The sequence below is a fragment of the Rhodococcus sp. IEGM 1372 genome, assembly GCF_030056835.1.
Taxonomy (GTDB): domain Bacteria; phylum Actinomycetota; class Actinomycetes; order Mycobacteriales; family Mycobacteriaceae; genus Rhodococcoides.
Map to the genome: position 1 here is coordinate 32,405 of NZ_JASHKS010000015.1, position 16,483 is coordinate 48,887.

At 62.6% G+C, this 16,483-nt stretch carries 17 protein-coding genes; 11 read left to right on the forward strand and 6 right to left on the reverse strand.

What is annotated here, in order from left to right; all coding sequences use genetic code 11:
• Window positions 1–8: 8 nt before the first annotated feature.
• The 4 genes from QM590_RS14350 (at window position 9) to QM590_RS14365 (ending at window position 5,605) form a co-directional block, all read left to right on the forward strand.
• Window positions 9–1,607, forward strand: a complete 1,599-nt coding sequence (locus QM590_RS14350; RefSeq protein WP_269595442.1) for an FAD-dependent oxidoreductase — start codon at window positions 9–11, stop codon at window positions 1,605–1,607.
• A gap of 162 nt (window positions 1,608–1,769) precedes the next feature.
• The gene (locus tag QM590_RS14355) at window positions 1,770–2,579 is read left to right on the forward strand and encodes a hypothetical protein (RefSeq protein WP_269595441.1); all 810 of its coding nucleotides are present in this window, start codon (window positions 1,770–1,772) and stop codon (window positions 2,577–2,579) included.
• Window positions 2,580–2,669: 90 nt separating this feature from the next.
• Window positions 2,670–3,968 carry a DUF2786 domain-containing protein gene (locus QM590_RS14360; RefSeq protein ID WP_269595440.1) on the forward strand — a complete coding sequence of 433 codons (1,299 nt, stop codon included), beginning with the start codon at window positions 2,670–2,672 and terminating at the stop codon, window positions 3,966–3,968.
• 20 nt (window positions 3,969–3,988) lie between these two features.
• Entirely contained in the window at window positions 3,989–5,605 is a 1,617-nt protein-coding gene (locus QM590_RS14365) for an AMP-binding protein (RefSeq protein WP_269595439.1), read from the forward strand.
• A 9-nt stretch (window positions 5,606–5,614) separates the two neighbouring features.
• Here QM590_RS14365 and QM590_RS14370 read toward each other — a convergent pair whose 3' ends face one another.
• Entirely contained in the window at window positions 5,615–7,210 is a 1,596-nt protein-coding gene (locus QM590_RS14370) for an ABC-F family ATP-binding cassette domain-containing protein (protein WP_269595438.1), read from the reverse strand.
• Window positions 7,211–7,573: 363 nt separating this feature from the next.
• Between QM590_RS14370 and QM590_RS14375 the strand changes: the two genes are divergently transcribed.
• Genes QM590_RS14375 through ehuA form a run of 4 tightly spaced genes read left to right on the forward strand, consistent with a single transcriptional unit; the run spans window position 7,574 to window position 10,641 of the window.
• A complete protein-coding gene (locus QM590_RS14375; protein WP_269595437.1) occupies window positions 7,574–8,464 on the forward strand; it encodes a transporter substrate-binding domain-containing protein in 891 nt (296 codons plus the stop codon).
• Between the two features lie 23 nt (window positions 8,465–8,487).
• A complete protein-coding gene (gene ehuC, locus QM590_RS14380; protein ID WP_269595436.1) occupies window positions 8,488–9,219 on the forward strand; it encodes an ectoine/hydroxyectoine ABC transporter permease subunit EhuC in 732 nt (243 codons plus the stop codon).
• Window positions 9,216–9,860, forward strand: a complete 645-nt coding sequence (gene ehuD / locus QM590_RS14385; protein WP_269595435.1) for an ectoine/hydroxyectoine ABC transporter permease subunit EhuD — start codon at window positions 9,216–9,218, stop codon at window positions 9,858–9,860. Before ehuC ends, ehuD begins: the two co-directional genes overlap by 4 nt.
• 19 nt (window positions 9,861–9,879) lie before the next feature.
• Window positions 9,880–10,641 carry an ectoine/hydroxyectoine ABC transporter ATP-binding protein EhuA gene (gene ehuA / locus QM590_RS14390; protein WP_269595467.1) on the forward strand — a complete coding sequence of 254 codons (762 nt, stop codon included), beginning with the start codon at window positions 9,880–9,882 and terminating at the stop codon, window positions 10,639–10,641.
• A gap of 14 nt (window positions 10,642–10,655) precedes the next feature.
• Here the strand turns inward: ehuA and QM590_RS14395 are convergent, their stop codons facing one another.
• Both QM590_RS14395 and QM590_RS14400 read right to left on the reverse strand, forming a co-directional pair.
• A complete protein-coding gene (locus QM590_RS14395; protein ID WP_269595434.1) occupies window positions 10,656–11,357 on the reverse strand; it encodes an aminoglycoside 3'-phosphotransferase in 702 nt (233 codons plus the stop codon).
• Entirely contained in the window at window positions 11,354–12,031 is a 678-nt protein-coding gene (locus QM590_RS14400) for a SanA/YdcF family protein (RefSeq protein WP_269595433.1), read from the reverse strand. The genes QM590_RS14395 and QM590_RS14400 overlap by 4 nt, the downstream gene beginning before the upstream one ends.
• A gap of 318 nt (window positions 12,032–12,349) precedes the next feature.
• Here QM590_RS14400 and QM590_RS14405 point away from each other — a divergent pair, with 318 nt between their 5' ends.
• A complete protein-coding gene (locus tag QM590_RS14405) occupies window positions 12,350–13,723 on the forward strand; it encodes a dicarboxylate/amino acid:cation symporter (protein ID WP_269595432.1) in 1,374 nt (457 codons plus the stop codon).
• Window positions 13,724–13,783: 60 nt separating this feature from the next.
• Here the strand turns inward: QM590_RS14405 and QM590_RS14410 are convergent, their stop codons facing one another.
• The 3 genes from QM590_RS14410 to QM590_RS14420 form a co-directional block, all read right to left on the reverse strand.
• Window positions 13,784–14,179, reverse strand: a complete 396-nt coding sequence (locus QM590_RS14410) for a hypothetical protein (RefSeq protein WP_269595431.1) — start codon at window positions 14,177–14,179, stop codon at window positions 13,784–13,786.
• Between the two features lie 12 nt (window positions 14,180–14,191).
• Window positions 14,192–14,758 (reverse strand): DUF3558 domain-containing protein, encoded by a 567-nt coding sequence (locus tag QM590_RS14415; protein WP_269595430.1) that lies wholly within the window; start codon window positions 14,756–14,758, stop codon window positions 14,192–14,194.
• Window positions 14,759–14,822: 64 nt separating this feature from the next.
• Window positions 14,823–15,512, reverse strand: coding sequence for a DUF998 domain-containing protein (locus QM590_RS14420; RefSeq protein ID WP_269595429.1), 690 nt, complete (start codon window positions 15,510–15,512; stop codon window positions 14,823–14,825).
• Window positions 15,513–15,623: 111 nt separating this feature from the next.
• On the opposite strand from QM590_RS14420, the gene QM590_RS14425 reads away from it, so the two are divergent.
• Both QM590_RS14425 and QM590_RS14430 read left to right on the forward strand, forming a co-directional pair.
• Entirely contained in the window at window positions 15,624–15,965 is a 342-nt protein-coding gene (locus QM590_RS14425; RefSeq protein WP_269595428.1) for an ArsR/SmtB family transcription factor, read from the forward strand.
• A 3-nt stretch (window positions 15,966–15,968) separates the two neighbouring features.
• A complete protein-coding gene (locus tag QM590_RS14430) occupies window positions 15,969–16,454 on the forward strand; it encodes an SRPBCC family protein (protein ID WP_269595427.1) in 486 nt (161 codons plus the stop codon).
• Window positions 16,455–16,483: the final 29 nt, after the last annotated feature.

Sequence of the window (16,483 nt, forward strand, 5' to 3'; positions counted from 1 at the left end):
GAAACCTCATGCCCCACGTCGTCACCCAGTCATGTTGCAGCGACGCATCGTGCGTCTACGCGTGTCCTGTCAACTGCATTCATCCCACTCCCGACGAGCCGGACTTCCTGACGGCGGAGATGTTGCACATCGACCCGCAGTCGTGTGTCGACTGCGGCGCGTGCGTCTCGGCCTGCCCAGTCGATGCCATTGTGCCGAAGGCGAAACTGACAGAGGCACAACTGCCGTTCCTGACGATCAATGCGGATTTCTACAAACAGGAGCGCCCGCCTCGGCCCATCCTGGCACCGGTCACGTCTGCTGCGTCGGTCTCGCGGGATCGTCAGCCGCTGCGGGTCGCGATCGTCGGATCGGGCCCATCGGCGATGTACGCCGCGGACGAGCTGCTCACGCAGCCGGGCGTGAGCGTCGACGTGTACGACCGACTCCCACAACCACACGGCCTCGCTCGACTCGGCGTTGCACCCGATCATCAGAAGACGCGTCAGGTATCTCGCCTATTCGAAACCATCTCTGCGCAAGAGGGATTCACGTACCACCTCGGCGTGGAGGTCGGCAAGGACGTCACACACGTCGAGTTGATGGACACCCACCACGCCGTCATCTACGCGGTCGGGGCTTCATCGGATCGTGAGCTCCGCATTCCCGGTGCCGAATTGCCCGGGCGCAGTTCGGCAACCGACTTCGTCGCCTGGTACAACGGCCACCCCGACCACGCACATCGCACATTCGACCTCTCGCACGAGCGCGCGGTGGTCGTCGGCAACGGCAACGTTGCCCTCGACGTCGCCCGCATTCTGACGATGAATCCGGATGCGCTCGCTCGGACCGACATCGCTCCGCACGCGTTGGACGCATTGCGCCACAGCTCCATTCGCGAGGTGGTCGTCGTCGGTCGCCGCGGCGTGGCGCAGTCCGCCTTCACCGTTCCCGAGTTTGCCGGGCTGCTGACCGTCCCCGATATCGACCTGGCCATCGACCGCAGCGAACTCGCGCTCGATCCAGTCACCGTCCGACTCGCAAGCACCGACGACCTTCCCCACGCCGTGGCGCAGAAGCTGCAGTTGCTTCGCCACGTCGACGAATCCCCCGAACACAGCGACGGCCGCAGGCGAATCACCCTGCGCTATCTTCTCTCCCCCACCCGCATCCTCGGCACCGATCGAGTGACGGGCGTCGAGTTCGAGCGGATGGGCCTGTCCGCCGACAGCGAGGACGTGGTTCGCAGCGTCCCGACCGGCGACGTGGACGTCGTCGAGGCCGGGCTTGTCCTCACCTCCATCGGCTACCGCGGCGTCGCGCTCCCCGGAGTTCCGTTCGACGATCGTGCCGGCATCATTCCCAACAACGGCGGGCGCGTCCTGGAGGAAGTAGGTGGGTCGACGGCGATCGGCACGTACGTCACCGGCTGGATCAAGCGTGGCCCCTCGGGATTCATCGGCACCAACAAATCTTGCGCGCAGGAAACCGTCGGACACCTGGTCGACGACTTCAACGCCGGTCGCCTGACGGACCCGATCGAGTTGCCCAGCACGTGGCCGGCCGACTCGAGTCGAAGCCCACTGCGACGCTCCAAAGCACTGCTCTCGACGCTGCGCCGCTCCTGACCGATCGCTCTTCCCGGTTGGGATCAATGTGCCTTTCGGTCACTCCGAGTGCAACAACGTCGCATTCATCCGGACGGCCTCGAGGTTGAAGCGTCTACTATCGGGGTAACTACAGTCATCGGTCACCGACTCACGGCGGGCCAACACCTCGAGGAGCACGAGATGCCGGCCCTGCGACGCATCTTCACCAGAACCGCTGTCCCAATTGTCGGTATTGCCATGGCGTTGGTATGCGCGGCACCGGCCCAGGCTTTGCCGACACCCGGCGACCTCTCCGATGTCTCGGCACGGACGTCGTTGTCGTACGAACATCTCCCGACAGGGACCTATGTGGGCAGCGCTGAGGACAATTCGGCGCGCCCGGGACTGTCGACGGTCAAGCTCTACATGGCCGATTACGTCGTCCGCTTCGGCGATGGTTCGCCGAGAGACCTCGACCTCGCCGCGCGGATGATCCAGGTCAGCGACGACAGTGCCGCATCGACGCTCGACAACAAGTACCCCCAGGCCATATCGGCGACCGCCGCGGAGTACGGACTCACCTCTACCTCGCGGGGAGGTTTCTGGGGCAGCTCGTCCACGAGCACAGCCGACACCGTGCGATTCTTGGCGGCGAAGAAGCGCACCGATCCCGCAAGCCCGGTCCTCTCCTGGATGAACACCGCGGCTCCTGTGGCACGCGACGGAATGGTTCAGGACTGGGGCACCCAGCAGTTGGCCGGCGTGACGGGGAGCAAGTGGGGATGGGCCGACGACCGGTCGAGTGTTGTCGCGTCAGCGTCGATCGGCGATGATTTCGTCGTCGCCTCCAACACGTACGGACCGAGCAGCACCAACACCGACGACGTCTTGGGCGCGCTCGGCGGAATCGAATTGACGGCACCGCCCGCCGCCGTCTCTGTTCCGAACCTTCCCGTGATCCCCGGTCTGCCGTCGGTCGAGGAACTGCTGCAGATGCTTGCCCCTCGCTGACACGTTCGAAAAGTTTGTCGGACCCCTCCCCTACTCTGCGTCTCACCGAACAGTTCGGTGACCACACCGGGGGACGTGGAGGGGACGACGATGAGTCGTATCGATTTGGACAGTTTTTTCAAGTACACGCGGGCGACCAGCGCGTGGCAGGATGCCGATCCGAGCGAATTGCTCGACGGCGGAATCGGATTCGCCCAACTCGGATCAGTGGGGAAAGACAGGGTCCGGCTGATTGCGGAACGTTTGGCCGCTGTGGCCGAGCAACAGGCTGGTTCGATACTCGATCGGGCGGCTCGAACACTCGACGATGCTCTCGACACGGCGTTCGAGAACGGTTGGCAGCCCGCCGAACTCGTTCATGTCACGCTTCAGTGCGCCGGAGGCGATGGCACAGTGGTCATGGTCGAGGCCATCGGAGCACACACGGCGCGAAGCTCGGCCGAGCGCCTCGCTCCGGATTCATGGCGTGATCAGCTATCCGAGCTGCACGTCGACTCCGCCGGGGGCAAGACAGCCGAGAGACTTCAGCGGTGGCGTTCGTACAACCGACGATCGTCGGCGCAGTCCTGGTACACCCTTTTGCTCGTACTCGGTTGTTCGACATGGCTGTTGCCTCTCGAGAAGCTCCTGCCCCCTCCGGCCCGGTGGACCTCACAGTCGGCAGCGACCGGCCCCCGGCGAGCCACGGACTCGAAGATGCTCGGCAGAATCCGAGGGCTGCTGGCCAAGGCCGAGTCGACGCAATTCCCCGCTGAGGCCGAGGCGTTATCGGCCAAAGCCCAGGATTTGATGACGCGCTACGCGATCGACAGCGTGCTTCTCGATGTGGGGAACCCTCGCAGCCTGATCGACGATGTCATCACGCGACGCATCATGGTGAGCAATCCGTACTCCAAAGCCAAACTGCTTCTGCTGCACTGCGTATGCCATGCAAATGGTGCCAGGACACTGTGGAAGAAGAAGTACTTGCTGGCCAGCATCATCGGCATGCCCGTCGATCTCGATTTGTGCGAGCTCCTCTACACCTCGCTACTCGTGCAATCGACGCGCGCACTCGACGAGGTGGCCGATTCGCCGGCAGCGCGGACCCGTAGTTTCCGCAACGCTTTCTTGATCGCCTACGCCCACCGTATCGGCGAACGACTGACCGAAGCACGCGACCGCGCCACCGCGGCCGCCACTCGACAACACGGCTCTGCGCTGGTGCCCATCATGGCGGAACGAACCGACGCAGTCGACCGAGCGTTCGCGGCCCGGCATCCGACGACGAGAACGATCAGGTTCAGCAGCGACAATGCAGCGGGATCGCATGCCGGCCGTGCCGCCGCCGAACGCGCGGACCTTACCGGTGGGCGCGAACGTATCGACAAATCCGATCTGGCCTCGTAGTGCGCGCTACATTGACTGCCATGACCGGTCTCGATACTCCCCTGACGCCCCTTCGCTTTCTCGAACGCGCAGCGGAGATCCACCCCCACAAGACCGCCGTGGTGGACGGGCCCAGGACATTCACCTACGAGCAGTTCGCTGCCGACGTCACCCGGCTCGCGCACGCACTGCGCGCGTCGGGTGTCGGCCACGGAGATCGGGTGGCCTACATCGCGTCCAACTCTGCGGAGCTGTTGTTCGCGCACTACGCGGTTCCGCTGGCCGGTGCCGTTCTGGTCGCAATCAACACCAGACTGTCGCCCGCCGAGGTTCGCTACATCTGCGATCACTCCGGTTCGGTTCTGCTGGTGGGTGATTCGGAGCTGCTGTCCGGGCTCGGAACAGATCCGATCGCCGATTCGGTCCGTGAGATCGTCGAGACACCCGCCCCCGACGGCACGTACGCAACGCTGCCGCACACCACTCGATACGATGCTTTCCTCGAGCGAGGCTCCGACGATCCACTGGAGTGGGAGGTCGACGACGAGACGTCGACCATCACGATCAACTACACCTCGGGCACCACCGGTCGACCCAAGGGCGTGATGTACACCCACCGCGGTGCCTATCTCAATTCGCTCGGAGAACTGCACCACCAGGGATTCGGCATCGACACCCGATACCTGTGGACACTGCCGATGTTCCACTGCAACGGATGGTGCACCACCTGGGCGGTCACGGCCGCGTCGGGCACGCACGTGTGCCTCCGCGGAGTGCGCGGAGACGCTATCTGGTCGGCCATCGACAACGGTGTCGATCACCTTGCCGGCGCGCCGACGGTGCTGACCACTCTTGCCACTGCCGCAGAGGCGCATTCGCTCGACAGACCCTTGACCATCGTCACGGCGGGCGCTCCACCGAGTCCGACGATCATCAGCAAGATCCGAGCGCTGGGAGCGACGCTCGTACACGTGTACGGCCTCACCGAGACCTACGGTCCGTACTCGGTGTGCGAGGCGAAACAGGAATGGCTCGAATTGGACGCCGACGACCAGGCTCAGCGCTTGGCTCGACAGGGAGTCGGCATGCTCACTGCCGACCGTTTGCGCGTGGTGCGAGACAAGCCGGATGCAGGCGGAACGTTGATCGACGTCGAACCCGACGGCGTCGAAATGGGTGAGATCGTCATGCGCGGCAACAACGTCATGAAGGGGTACTACGACGACGCAGCCGGTACGACGCAGGCCTTCGCGGGCGGCTGGTTCCATTCAGGAGACCTCGGGGTGATGCATCCCGACGGGTACGTTCAGCTGCTCGATCGCGCCAAGGACGTCGTCATTTCCGGCGGCGAGAACATCTCGACGATAGAGGTCGAACAGGCACTAGCCAGCCACCCAGCCGTCGCCGACGTGGCGGTCATCGGAGTTCCCGACGACAAATGGGGAGAGCGACCGAAGGCATTCGTGGTGCTGGTGCCGGGTGCGGACGCCTCCGAGGCAGAGCTCGTGTCGCACGTGAAATCGGCTATCGCGTCGTACAAAGCCCCGCGCGCAGTCGAATTCATTGTCGAGTTGCCGAAGACATCGACCGGCAAGATCCGAAAGAAGGAGCTGCGCGACGCCGAGTGGGGCACGTCCACGTCGAAGATCAACGGGTAGCCCGGAAGGTCACGCCATCTGCACACCGGCGATTTCGGTGACGCCGCCCTTGCCATCGAACGACAACTGCCGAAAGGCCACCTTCTCGACGAAGAACCTGTCGTGACTCACCAGAATCACCGCACCGGGAAACGCCATCAAGGCGCGTTCGAGTACCTGAGTGCTCTGCAGGTCGAGATGGTTGGTGGGCTCGTCGAGCACGATGACGCCTGCGCCGAACAGTAGGCACTGAGCCAGGGCAACGCGCGCTTTCTGGCCTCCGGACAGAACTCCGATCTTCGACTTGAGATCCAGCTCGGAGAACTGCAGCAGCGTCAGGAAGCGGTGCACTTCCTTCTTCGTTGCCGTGAGTGCGAGACTGCCCGGCATTGCGTTGACCGAGTGCGACACGGTGTCGTCGAGATCGAGATCGGCCAGCACCTGGTTGTAGTAGATGAACGACGGAGCCTTGGTCTTCCATTTGATCTTGCCGTCGTCCGGTTGCTCGGCACCGACGAGGATGTCCACCAGAGTGGTCTTTCCACATCCGTTGGGTCCGGTGATAGCGATGCGGTCGCCGCGGTGCACGGTGAACGAGATGTTCTCGAAAAGTCGTTGCTCGCCATAGCTTTTGGAGATTCCACTGATCTCGGCCAGGTTGTCGTGCACGTGCAGTCCGCCGTAGATCGCAGTGACCACCGTGTCGACCGGGCGCGGACTCTTGCTCTTCTTGATGTTCGCCAGCCGCCGCTTGAGCACCCCGCTGGGGTTCTTCACCGCTTCCTTGCGATCGCTGATCGCTTCCTGCTCGTAGGCCAGCAATTGCTGTTCGTTGCTGAACTCACGTTCGAGGTTCTTGAGTCTGAACTGCTTCTGCTGAACGTATTCCGAGTAGCTTCCGTCGTACGTCTGCAGGTGATGGTTCTCGATTTCGACGATGCTGGTGACGACCTGCTCGAGAAACGCGCGGTCGTGCGAGACGACGAGGAGCGCACCGCGGAAGTCGCGTAGCCACCGTTCGAGCCAGGCGATTCCGGCAACGTCGAGGAAGTTGGTCGGCTCGTCGAGCAGCAGAACGTCCGGTGCCTCGATCAGAATCTTGGCCAGCGCTGCGCGGTTGCGCCAACCACCGGACAAGCGATCGACGGGGAGCGCACGTCGTTCGGCGTTGAATCCGAGCATCGACAGCACAGTGTCGATCTGCTGATGGTAGGTCCAACCGCCGCTGTTCTCCATGGCGTCGAGCAGTTCGGCTTGCCGATCGACGAGCTTGTACATCTGCTTCTCGTCGAGATCACCGCCGAGTGCTGCCTCGACTTCGGCCAACTCGACCTCGATCGCGTGGACAGCGACGAACAGCGATTCGAGCTCCGCTTGGATGCTGCGATCGCCGTCGAGTTCCGAGAACTGCGAGAAGTACCCGATTCGTGCACCCTCGGTGACATCGACGGTTCCGGAATCGGGCGTCTCACGCCCGAGAAGAAGCTGCAGCAGGGTGGTCTTGCCCGTGCCGTTGTGGCCGATCAGACCGATGCGATCGCCGTCAGCGAGACGAAAGAACACCTCGCGCAACATCACCTTCTGGTCGTATCCCTTGGCGACGTCGTTCAAGCGGATCCAGCTCAAGCGTTCACTTCTCCTGAAAAAACGGGTCCGCTGAGTCGTCGAACCGGGCGCGCTCACTCTAGCGTCAGCGTGTTTCGATCCGGATCTCGATCGAACGGCGCATCGTTACCCTTTTGTTCTCGTCGCCGCGAAATCGCGCTCTGTGGTGGCGATTTATGACGATTCGGCAATTCCGGCAACGCTGTGTGCTGGTCATTCACACCGAATTGGGCAAATCGCCGTGCTACGTTCAAGTTCGGACAAAGAAATCCCCAGGCAGTACACAAGACTGCAACCGGTCCGGCCGAAGTGTTGTACGTATCGCTCCCGGCACATCGGCGCAGGTCCGGTTTTCGAGCAGTCAAGAACCGGAAGGCCCCACGCATGGCACACAGTGTGCTGAACACAGGCTCGACGAAGAAGATCTTCACTACCCTCGCCGGTGCCGCACTCGTTGCAGGCAGCCTCGCGGGATGTACCTCCACCAACACCGACGACGGTGCCGATCGCCTGCAGTCACTGCGCGATGCCGGCACCATCACCGTCGGAGTTGCCGGTGAAGCGCCGTACAGCTTCGAGGAGAACGGCGAATTGACCGGCGCAACAATCGCTTTGCACCGCGAGATCTTCGGCAACCTCGGTATCGACACCGTCGAGGGTGTCAATGCCGACTTCGGCGCACTCATCCCGGGCCTGCAGGCCAATCGATTCGACGTCGTCAGCGCCGGAATGTCGATCCTTCCGCAACGCTGCGAGCAGGCCGCCTTCGGCGATCCCGAGTTCAACTACACGACCGCCCTGATGGTTCCGACAGGTAACCCGGCCGGTTTGACCGACATGCAGTCGGTCGCAGACAGTGGCCTCCGGTTGTCCACGATGACCGGCGCTATCGAGTCCGATTACGCAGAGGCACTGGGCATTTCGAGCCAGCAGGTCGCCGCACCGCAGGACGGAATGGACGCCGTCACCTCCGGTCGCGCCGACGTCTTCGCCCTGACGGCCATCTCGCTGAACTGGATGAAGACCAACAACCCGGACGCGCCTGTGGACGTCACCGAGTCCTTCGTCGCCGAGATCGACGGGGAACCGCAGGTGGGGGCCGGTGCCACTGTGTTCCGCACCGACGATCAGGAGCTCTTGGCCGCGTACAACGAGGAGCTCGCGAAGATCACCTCGAACACCGACGCATATCTCGACATCGTCGGGGAGTTCGGCTTCACCGCCGAGGAGCTGCCGGATCCGAACCTGACCACCGCCATGCTCTGCGAGGGCTGATCGCTGTTGCAGGCTGAACGCCAGTGAACGAGAACATCGAGACCTTCCTGGATTCGTGGCCGCGAATCCAGGAAGGCATCCTCACGACCGTATATCTGACCCTGGGCGGAGCCGTTCTCGCCTTCGCCCTGGCACTGCTCCTGGGCTTGGCAGCCGGAAACCGGCACATGTACGTGCGTGCCCCCGCTCGGTTCGTCGTCGAGTTCTTCCGTGGCACCTCACTCCTCGTGCAGCTGTTCTGGCTGTTCTACGTGTTGCCGCTGTTGGGTTTTCAGCTCGAACCCATGTTCTGCGGAATCCTCGCGCTCGGTCTCAATTACGGTGCCTACGGTGCCGAGGTCGTGCGCGGATCCATTGCCGCAGTCGCGAAGCCGCAGTGGGAAGCCGCGTTGGCGCTGAACTTCTCCCCCTGGCAACGACTGCACCGCGTCGTGTTCCCCCAGGCGTGGGTGCAGATGATTCCGCCGCTGACCAATCTCCTCATTCAGCTGCTCAAAGGCAGCGCACTTGCCAGTTTCGTTCTGCTGCAGGACCTCACGTACCAGATCACCCAGCTACGACGCACCACCGGCGACACGCTGTTCGCCTTCGGCGTCGGACTTGTCATCTATTTCGTCATCGCCTACATCCTCACCCTCTTCATGAACCTGCTCGAGGTGCGAGCCAAGGGCCGCTTGGGATCCGGGCCGTCGATGCGTGAAGTACTGCGGCTCAAACCCGAACGTGTCGATCAGAACGTGGGGGTGGGTCGATGAGCGTCGACTGGAGTTGGGAACGCGCAGGGGATTCCCTGCCCTTCTTGCTCGAAGGCTTCAAGGTCACCTTGCTGGCCACCGTGCTCGGATTCGTCCTCGCTGCGGCACTGGGTCTCGTGATCGCCGTCGTACGGCACTCGGGGCCGAAGTTCGTCACCGTTCCGTTGCGCATGGTCACCGAGTTCATCCGTCTGACACCGCTCATCGTGCAACTGTTGTTCGCGTACTACCTGCTTCCGCAGTTCTCGGCATTGCAGATCGGCATTGCCGTCCTCGGCATCCACTACTCGACCTACATGGCAGAGGTGTACCGCGCCGGAATCGACGCCGTGCCGTCAGGGCAGTGGGAAGCTGCGCGCGCTTTGTCGCTCCCGAGCAGCAGAACGTGGCGTGCGGTGGTCCTCCCGCAGGCCGTGCGCAGCACCACGCCCGCGCTGGGCAACTATGCGATCTCGATGTTCAAGGACACCCCGTTCCTGTTCGCGATCACCGTCGTCGAGATGGTCACCGCGGCGCAGCAGTACGGCGCAAGCACGTTCCAATACCTCGAGCCGATCACGTTGGCCGGCGTCATCTTCCTGTTGGCGAGCTACCCGACATCGATCCTCATCAGAAGACTGGAGAAGTCCCTTGCCTACTGACGATTCGGGCACCCTGCCGATGATCAAATTCGACAAGGTGGTCAAGCAGTTCGGCGACCACGTCGTACTCGATCATCTCGATTTCCAGGTTCGCCGCGGCGAACGCGTCGCGTTGATCGGGCCGAGTGGCTCCGGCAAGACCACAATTCTGCGTTTGTTGATGACCATCGAGAAGGTCAACGACGGTGTCATCTGGATCGAGGACGAGCCGCTGACGCATCAGCGCAAGGGCGACAAGCTCGTCGTCGCGTCGGAGAAGCACCTCCGGAAAGTGCGTACCCGCATCGGCATGGTCTTCCAACAATTCAACTTGTTTCCCAACATGACGGTGCTGCAGAACATCACCGAAGCTCCGATTCACGTACTCGGCAAGAGCAAGGCCGAGGCCACCGAGCGGGCGCGGGAGTTGCTGCAGACGGTGGGGTTGGCGGACAAGGAGAATGCCCACCCCACCAAGCTGTCCGGTGGGCAGCAGCAGCGAGTCGCGATCGCCCGGGCGTTGGCAATGGATCCGGACATCCTGCTGCTCGACGAGGTGACCTCGGCACTCGACCCGGAACTCGTCGCCGATGTGCTCGACGTGCTGCGCACCATTGCCGAGACCACCGACATCACGATGCTCATCGTGACGCACGAAATGGGTTTCGCTCGGGACGTGGCAGATCGCGTACTCGTCTTCGACGAGGGCAAGATCCTCGAAGAGGGACCGCCTGCGGACATCTTCAGCAACCCCCAGCAGGAGCGGACGCAGCGGTTCCTGAAAGCTGTTCTTTCACAGTAGTAATCACCGCCGTGTCAGGTCGATTCCCACAACCACAGGTAGTAGTCCAGGCGCTCACGGTCGAGGTCGACGCCGTACGCGGACAGGAACGTCGCGCTGAAGTCGCGGCCGTAGTTGTACTCGGTGCTCCAGATCGCTGGTGCCAGGTCTGCCCAACGGTCGGCAACGCCCATCGTGCCCATGTCGACGTGTGCTGCCCAGGATCCGTCGTCTGCGATCAGTGTGTTCGGCATGCAGGCGTCGCCGTGGCATACGACGAGCTTGTCGATCGGCGGAGAATCGACCGGCAACCCGCGATCGCCGACGCGGGTACGCACCGACCAGTCGAACGGGCATTGCGCGACGGGGACTGCATCGTGAAACGCCCGAAGGCCGGTCGCCGCCGCGCGAACCGCACGTGCCGGATCTGCGAACCAGCTGTCTGCTACCGCGTTCTCCCACGGCAGGGCCTCGGTCATCATCCAGGAACCCGAGCCGTCCGAACCGCTCTCGAGAACCTTCGGCACCGGGCTGTACCGAATCACCCACTTCAGACGTCGCGCCTCCTCCTCCAGATCTATCGAGGTTTCAGCCGGCGCCCATTTGACGTACCGCGCCTCTCCGAGACGAAACGTCAACCCGCCCAATTCATTCGACCACACCGGCTCGACATCTTCGGGTCCCGCCAACTCTCGAACGACGGTCGGGATCAGGACGTCACCATCGGGCACACTCATCGGTTCGTGACGTTCGCGAGAGAATCGACGGGCGGCGACACCACCACGGGATCGCGACCCGACCACAGATCCAATACCGCCTTGGGGCGCGCCAACAACTCTCGCGCGTAATTGCGCACCACCGCAAGGGTATTGCAGTCGATGCACTCCGCCGTGACCCCATCGACGTCGAGGTCCATGTCCTCGCACAACGCTACTGCTCGCGATACATGGAGGGGTTGACTGATGATCAGTCCGCGTTCCACCCCGAAGGTCTCTTTCGCCCGCGCGCAGGTGTCGTAGGTGTCGATGCCGTGATCGTCTCCGATGATCACCGCAGGATCGATTCCGTGCTCGATCAGATAGTCGGTCATCGCTTGAATCTCGTTGCCCGAGTTACCGTCTGCATCACCGGAAACCAGAATTGCCTTGATCTTCCCCGCCGCCATCAACGCAATCGCAGTGTCGAGACGTCCGGAGAGAAATCGCATTGGCTTGCCGTCGCGCACCTGCGCACCGAGGACGATGGCCACCGGTGCGTCCGGCGCATCCTCGACGTCGTAGACCTTCCCCGCCGTCGTGTATGCCACCCAACCGGCCGATGCCAGAACGATGGCCACCAGAGCTGCGACCACCGCGCAGAAGGCACGAACGAGTCGCCCGGCCAATCCTCGGGGCTTCGATACGGTACTCATGATCTCGTTTCGTCGGTGGGAAGAAACCTCAAGCTAACCCACCAATACGAAGTCCGAGCGTCGCCGAGGCGCACCCATACCGATTCCACAGTGATCCCTCAGAGCCCGCCCCTGCTTGATTGCACTGTTCGGACACGGAGTACCGTTCGATCAGTGAATCCGCTGCTGACCTCTCGACGCTACGTCGACTTGCGTCTGCAAGCCAGCGCTACCTGTTGACGGTTCTCTAGACCGCATCCCCTCCGCTCGGCCGATCGGCCGGCGAGTATTTCTGTCGTCCATCCTCGGCGACACCTCTCCTTTTCGAAAGGCATATCCATGTCTGCGCCCAGCGCTACCCGAACGCGCCGTGTCCCTACCTGGGCAACCGCGTTCGGTCCACAGATCGTTGCCGGTCTCGTCCTCGGTGTCGTATTGGGACTCATCGCCCGGTCTATGCCCGATGCTGCAGACGGCAACGAGAACTGGTTGGTCGGCACTCTGTCGACGATCGGTTCGAGCTACGTCAAGCTGCTCACCGTCGCGGTGATCCCGCTGGTGTTCACCGCAATTGTCAGTTCGATCGCCAACCTGCGCGAAGTCACCAATGCCGCCCGTCTGGCGATTCAGACGCTGTGGTGGTTCGCCATCACGGCATTCATCGCCGTCATCATCGGCATCGTGATCGGGTTGGTCGCGCAGCCCGGTTCGCGTACCAGCGCAGGTGCCGATTCGGCGGGCGATCCGTCGAGTGTCGGGTCGTGGTGGTCGTTCCTCACCGGACTGGTACCGAACAACTTTCTCGCACTCGGCGCGAAAACCACTGTCGCCGAGAGCGGCACCGCAACCACATCATTGAGCTTCAACATCTTGCAGTTGCTGGTGATTGCCGCTGCCATCGGTATCGCAGCGCTCAAAGTCGGCAAGAAGGCCGAGCCGTTCCTCGCGTTCAACGCGTCGCTGTTGGCCATCGTGCAGAAGGTTCTGTGGTGGATCATTCGCCTCGCACCGATCGGCACCGCCGCACTCATCGGCAACGCGGTGGCGACCTACGGCTGGGATGCCATCGGCTCGCTCGGCGTCTTCACCGTGTCGATCTACGTCGGTCTGGCTGTGGTGTTCTTCGTGGTGTACCCGGTGATCGTTCGCGCACATGGACTTTCGGTACGCAACTTCTACTCGGGAGTGTGGCCTGCCACCCAGCTGGGCTTCGTCTCGCGTTCGTCGATCGGAACCCTGCCCCTCACCGAACGCGTCACCGAACGTAACCTCGGAGTGCCGCGGGAGTACGCGTCGTTCGCGGTACCTCTCGGGGCAACCACCAAGATGGACGGTTGCGCGGCAATCTATCCCGCGATTGCGGCACTGTTCGTCGCTCAGTTCTACGGCATCGATCTGACCATCACCGACTACCTGCTGATCATCGTGGTATCCGTGGTCGGTTCTGCAGCAACGGCGGGAACAACAGGTGCGACGGTGATGCTCACCCTCACGCTGTCGACCCTCGGATTGCCGTTGGCCGGCGTCGGTCTGCTGCTCGCAGTGGAGCCGATCGTGGACATGGGTCGCACAGCAGTCAACGTCACCGGTCAGGCATTGGTGCCGACCATCGTTGCCAAGCGCGAGGGAATTCTCGACCTCGAGCGCTACAACGCTCCGCGGAACGGCGATCCCTTCGTCGACGAGGAAGCGGAAGTGGAACTGGCCCGCTAGCAGGGTGGTTCGAGCGATCGATCCCGACGACCGAGCAACTGGGTCGTCGGGATTTTTCGTCTATCTCGGCGGGGAGAGCGCCTCTACGGTGGCCGCAGTCGCGGTATCCGTCGCCTCGACACTGGCGAAATAGTGTTGAAAGAACTCCCGCATCGTCTTGATGATCTCGATCTGCCGTGTAATCGCGAAGCGGGCTGAGCCCTCCTCCCCAACTGCCAGACGATGAAACTTTGCCCCGAGCATCTGGGCTGAGGGCAGCTCACCGAATGCTTCGAGCTTCGATAGTCTGAGCGTCATTTCGAGCATTCTGTACAAATCGTCGAGGTAATTGGCGCATACGTTGTCGCACTCGCGCGCCATGTCCGCTTCGACGTGAAGTGCGCCGTCCGATGCTTGCTGTCGTAGCGACCGCCAGTGGGTCAAGTTCTTCTCGAGTCGTTCGGATTCGTCGATCATTGAGTCCTCTTCTCAGGCCGGCAGGAAGCTCTGGAGCTCGGTGGCGTGTCTGTGGACCTCGGCGCAAGGGTCCCCCAAAACGTCTTCCAATCCGATCCTGTCCAAGGCGAAGATGATCAGATTTCCACTCACATCGAGCACAATGTCGCATCCAGTCGGTGGATCTCCCTGGTAGTCAGCGTTGTAGCGCACTGCGGCACGCGAGCCGACCTGGATAGGAAGCTGCCGCTCGTTCTGCGGGCTACGCAAGTATTCGTCGATCGAGTTGATGGACGACATGACTGAGAGGTAGTACCAGGGGTTGGTCCCGGAGGCGTCCCAGGTGCAGTTCTTCCAGCCGGGGTACGTCGTGATGCCCGCGAAGTCCGGTCGCTCGGTGCTGACGTCCAACCCACTTGCGGTCACTGCAGATTTCGGGATGGTGCAGGGGTCGAATGGCTCCGGGGCCCCCACCGTCGTCGATTCCGTCGAGGCGTCCCCGTTTGCGACGGGACTCCCCTGCGTCGCGCCCGTGCAACCCGCCAACACCAGGGCCGAAGCACACACCGCCGCGAGCCGACTCCCACTCACTACCCGCATTCGTTCAACCTCTCGACACAGACGTCACTGAGAGGTTGGACGCGACGGGCACCCGATCGGTTCCCTATACGCGCTGCGAGGCCTTGATCTCCTGCGACTCGACCGAGTGAACACTCCTACGTTCCGCCGCCCACACCCACAGGGCCAGCGATATCAGCGCGATCACTTCGGCGACGACGAGCACTCGCTCCACGTAACCGAGGGTGACCACCCGGTACCAGGGCCGGGGGCCGGTGGCACCGGCGACCAGTGCGTAAACGATGGGCAGCAGCGTCACGACCGAGAGCATGCTCAGTCCCAGCGTGATCCGGGCCCGAGCCGCCCACACGGCGTCACGAATCCAAGGACGGGAGAAGAGAAAGACGGCTACCGGGATGCTGACGAACGCCACGGCCGCACCGAGTCGGTGAATCGTCCCGCCGACGCTCAGCGACGCGTCGTTGGACCAATCCTGCTTCGGCACCGCGACGACGGCCACGAGCCCCACGGTCCACAGGGTCAGGCAGATAGACGCGGCCGATGTGGGCCGGGTGAGTCGATGCCGAAGTGCGGACGCGAGAGTGAGTGCCGAGCCGAACGCAAGCAGGACCACCCCGATCGAGAACACCCACTGCTGCGCGCCGAGTCCGTATTCGCTGATCGTGCGACGCAAGTGCGAGGGCGTCTGCAAAGCGGTGGATAGATCGAGAACCAGCACCACCAGCGCACCCAACACGATCAACAGAGCGCCGATCCTGGCCGGTCGAATCTGCACGTTGTCTCCACCCTCCGGGACGACGTCGATCGCCGTCCACACTCCATGTTGCCCGAAGAACCGATCTACATCCCTTGACCGAGGCTGTAGCGTCGAATAACGTACAACCACATGGTTGTAGATCAGCTGGATGACGTCAGCATCGATCGCCTTTTCCAGGCATTCGCTGACACGACGCGTCGTGACATCGTCGCGAAGGTCACTGTCGGCGAGCAGTCGGTCTCTGAGTTGGCTTCTCACTACGCCATGAGTTTCGCCGCCGTCCAGAAACACGTCGCAGTTCTCGAACGCGCTGCGGTGATCACGAAACAGAGGCGCGGCAGGGAGCAGATCGTGCGAGTTCGATTGGAGACCATCGCCCGAGCCCGCGCCTTGCTCGACGGATACGAAGAAATCTGGCGAGATCGCGTCGGGAGGATCGACGAACTTCTTTCCCAGGACGAGAAAGGCTGAATCATGCCGTTCATCAGCTCACACAAGGATGCAGAGAACTTGACCATGACCGTGGTCGCGGAGTTCGACGCGAAAGTCGAACGCGTCTGGCAGATCTGGGAGGACCCCCGCAAGCTCGAACGGTGGTGGGGTCCGCCGACATGGCCCGCGACATTCGTATCCCACGAATTCGTTCCGGGCGGCAAGGCGTCGTATTACATGTCCGGTCCCGACGGCGAAAAGGCTGCCGGCTGGTGGCTTTTCACCGATATTTCAGCTCCGACCACGCTGTCCTTCGACGACGGGTTCGCCGACGATTCCGGCAACCCGTCGTCGACGCTGCCCGTTACGCACGCCGTGGTAACACTCGAGGACGTCGACGGCAGAACGCGCATGACCATCCGGTCGCTATTCGACAGCCTGAGCCAGCTCGAAGAACTCGTCGCGATGGGCATGGAGGAGGGCATGGCGTCGGCGATCGGTCAGATCGACGCCATCGTCGCCGAGTGATCGTGGTGCGTGGAACCTCGACCCCTGCT

Bases quoted from the DNA above. Each gene is read 5' to 3' on its own strand.
- ehuD (WP_269595435.1), top strand. From the start codon at position 9,216: ATGAGCGTCGACTGGAGTTGGGAACGCGCAGGGGATTCCCTGCCCTTC.
- QM590_RS14415 (WP_269595430.1), bottom strand. From the start codon at position 14,758: ATGCGGGTAGTGAGTGGGAGTCGGCTCGCGGCGGTGTGTGCTTCGGCC.
- ehuA (WP_269595467.1), top strand. From the start codon at position 9,880: ATGATCAAATTCGACAAGGTGGTCAAGCAGTTCGGCGACCACGTCGTA.
- QM590_RS14405 (WP_269595432.1), top strand. From the start codon at position 12,350: ATGTCTGCGCCCAGCGCTACCCGAACGCGCCGTGTCCCTACCTGGGCA.
- QM590_RS14410 (WP_269595431.1), bottom strand. From the start codon at position 14,179: ATGATCGACGAATCCGAACGACTCGAGAAGAACTTGACCCACTGGCGG.
- QM590_RS14350 (WP_269595442.1), top strand. From the start codon at position 9: ATGCCCCACGTCGTCACCCAGTCATGTTGCAGCGACGCATCGTGCGTC.
- QM590_RS14395 (WP_269595434.1), bottom strand. From the start codon at position 11,357: ATGAGTGTGCCCGATGGTGACGTCCTGATCCCGACCGTCGTTCGAGAG.
- QM590_RS14360 (WP_269595440.1), top strand. From the start codon at position 2,670: ATGAGTCGTATCGATTTGGACAGTTTTTTCAAGTACACGCGGGCGACC.
- QM590_RS14375 (WP_269595437.1), top strand. From the start codon at position 7,574: ATGGCACACAGTGTGCTGAACACAGGCTCGACGAAGAAGATCTTCACT.
- QM590_RS14355 (WP_269595441.1), top strand. From the start codon at position 1,770: ATGCCGGCCCTGCGACGCATCTTCACCAGAACCGCTGTCCCAATTGTC.
- QM590_RS14400 (WP_269595433.1), bottom strand. From the start codon at position 12,031: ATGAGTACCGTATCGAAGCCCCGAGGATTGGCCGGGCGACTCGTTCGT.
- QM590_RS14425 (WP_269595428.1), top strand. From the start codon at position 15,624: ATGGTTGTAGATCAGCTGGATGACGTCAGCATCGATCGCCTTTTCCAG.
- QM590_RS14365 (WP_269595439.1), top strand. From the start codon at position 3,989: ATGACCGGTCTCGATACTCCCCTGACGCCCCTTCGCTTTCTCGAACGC.
- QM590_RS14430 (WP_269595427.1), top strand. From the start codon at position 15,969: ATGCCGTTCATCAGCTCACACAAGGATGCAGAGAACTTGACCATGACC.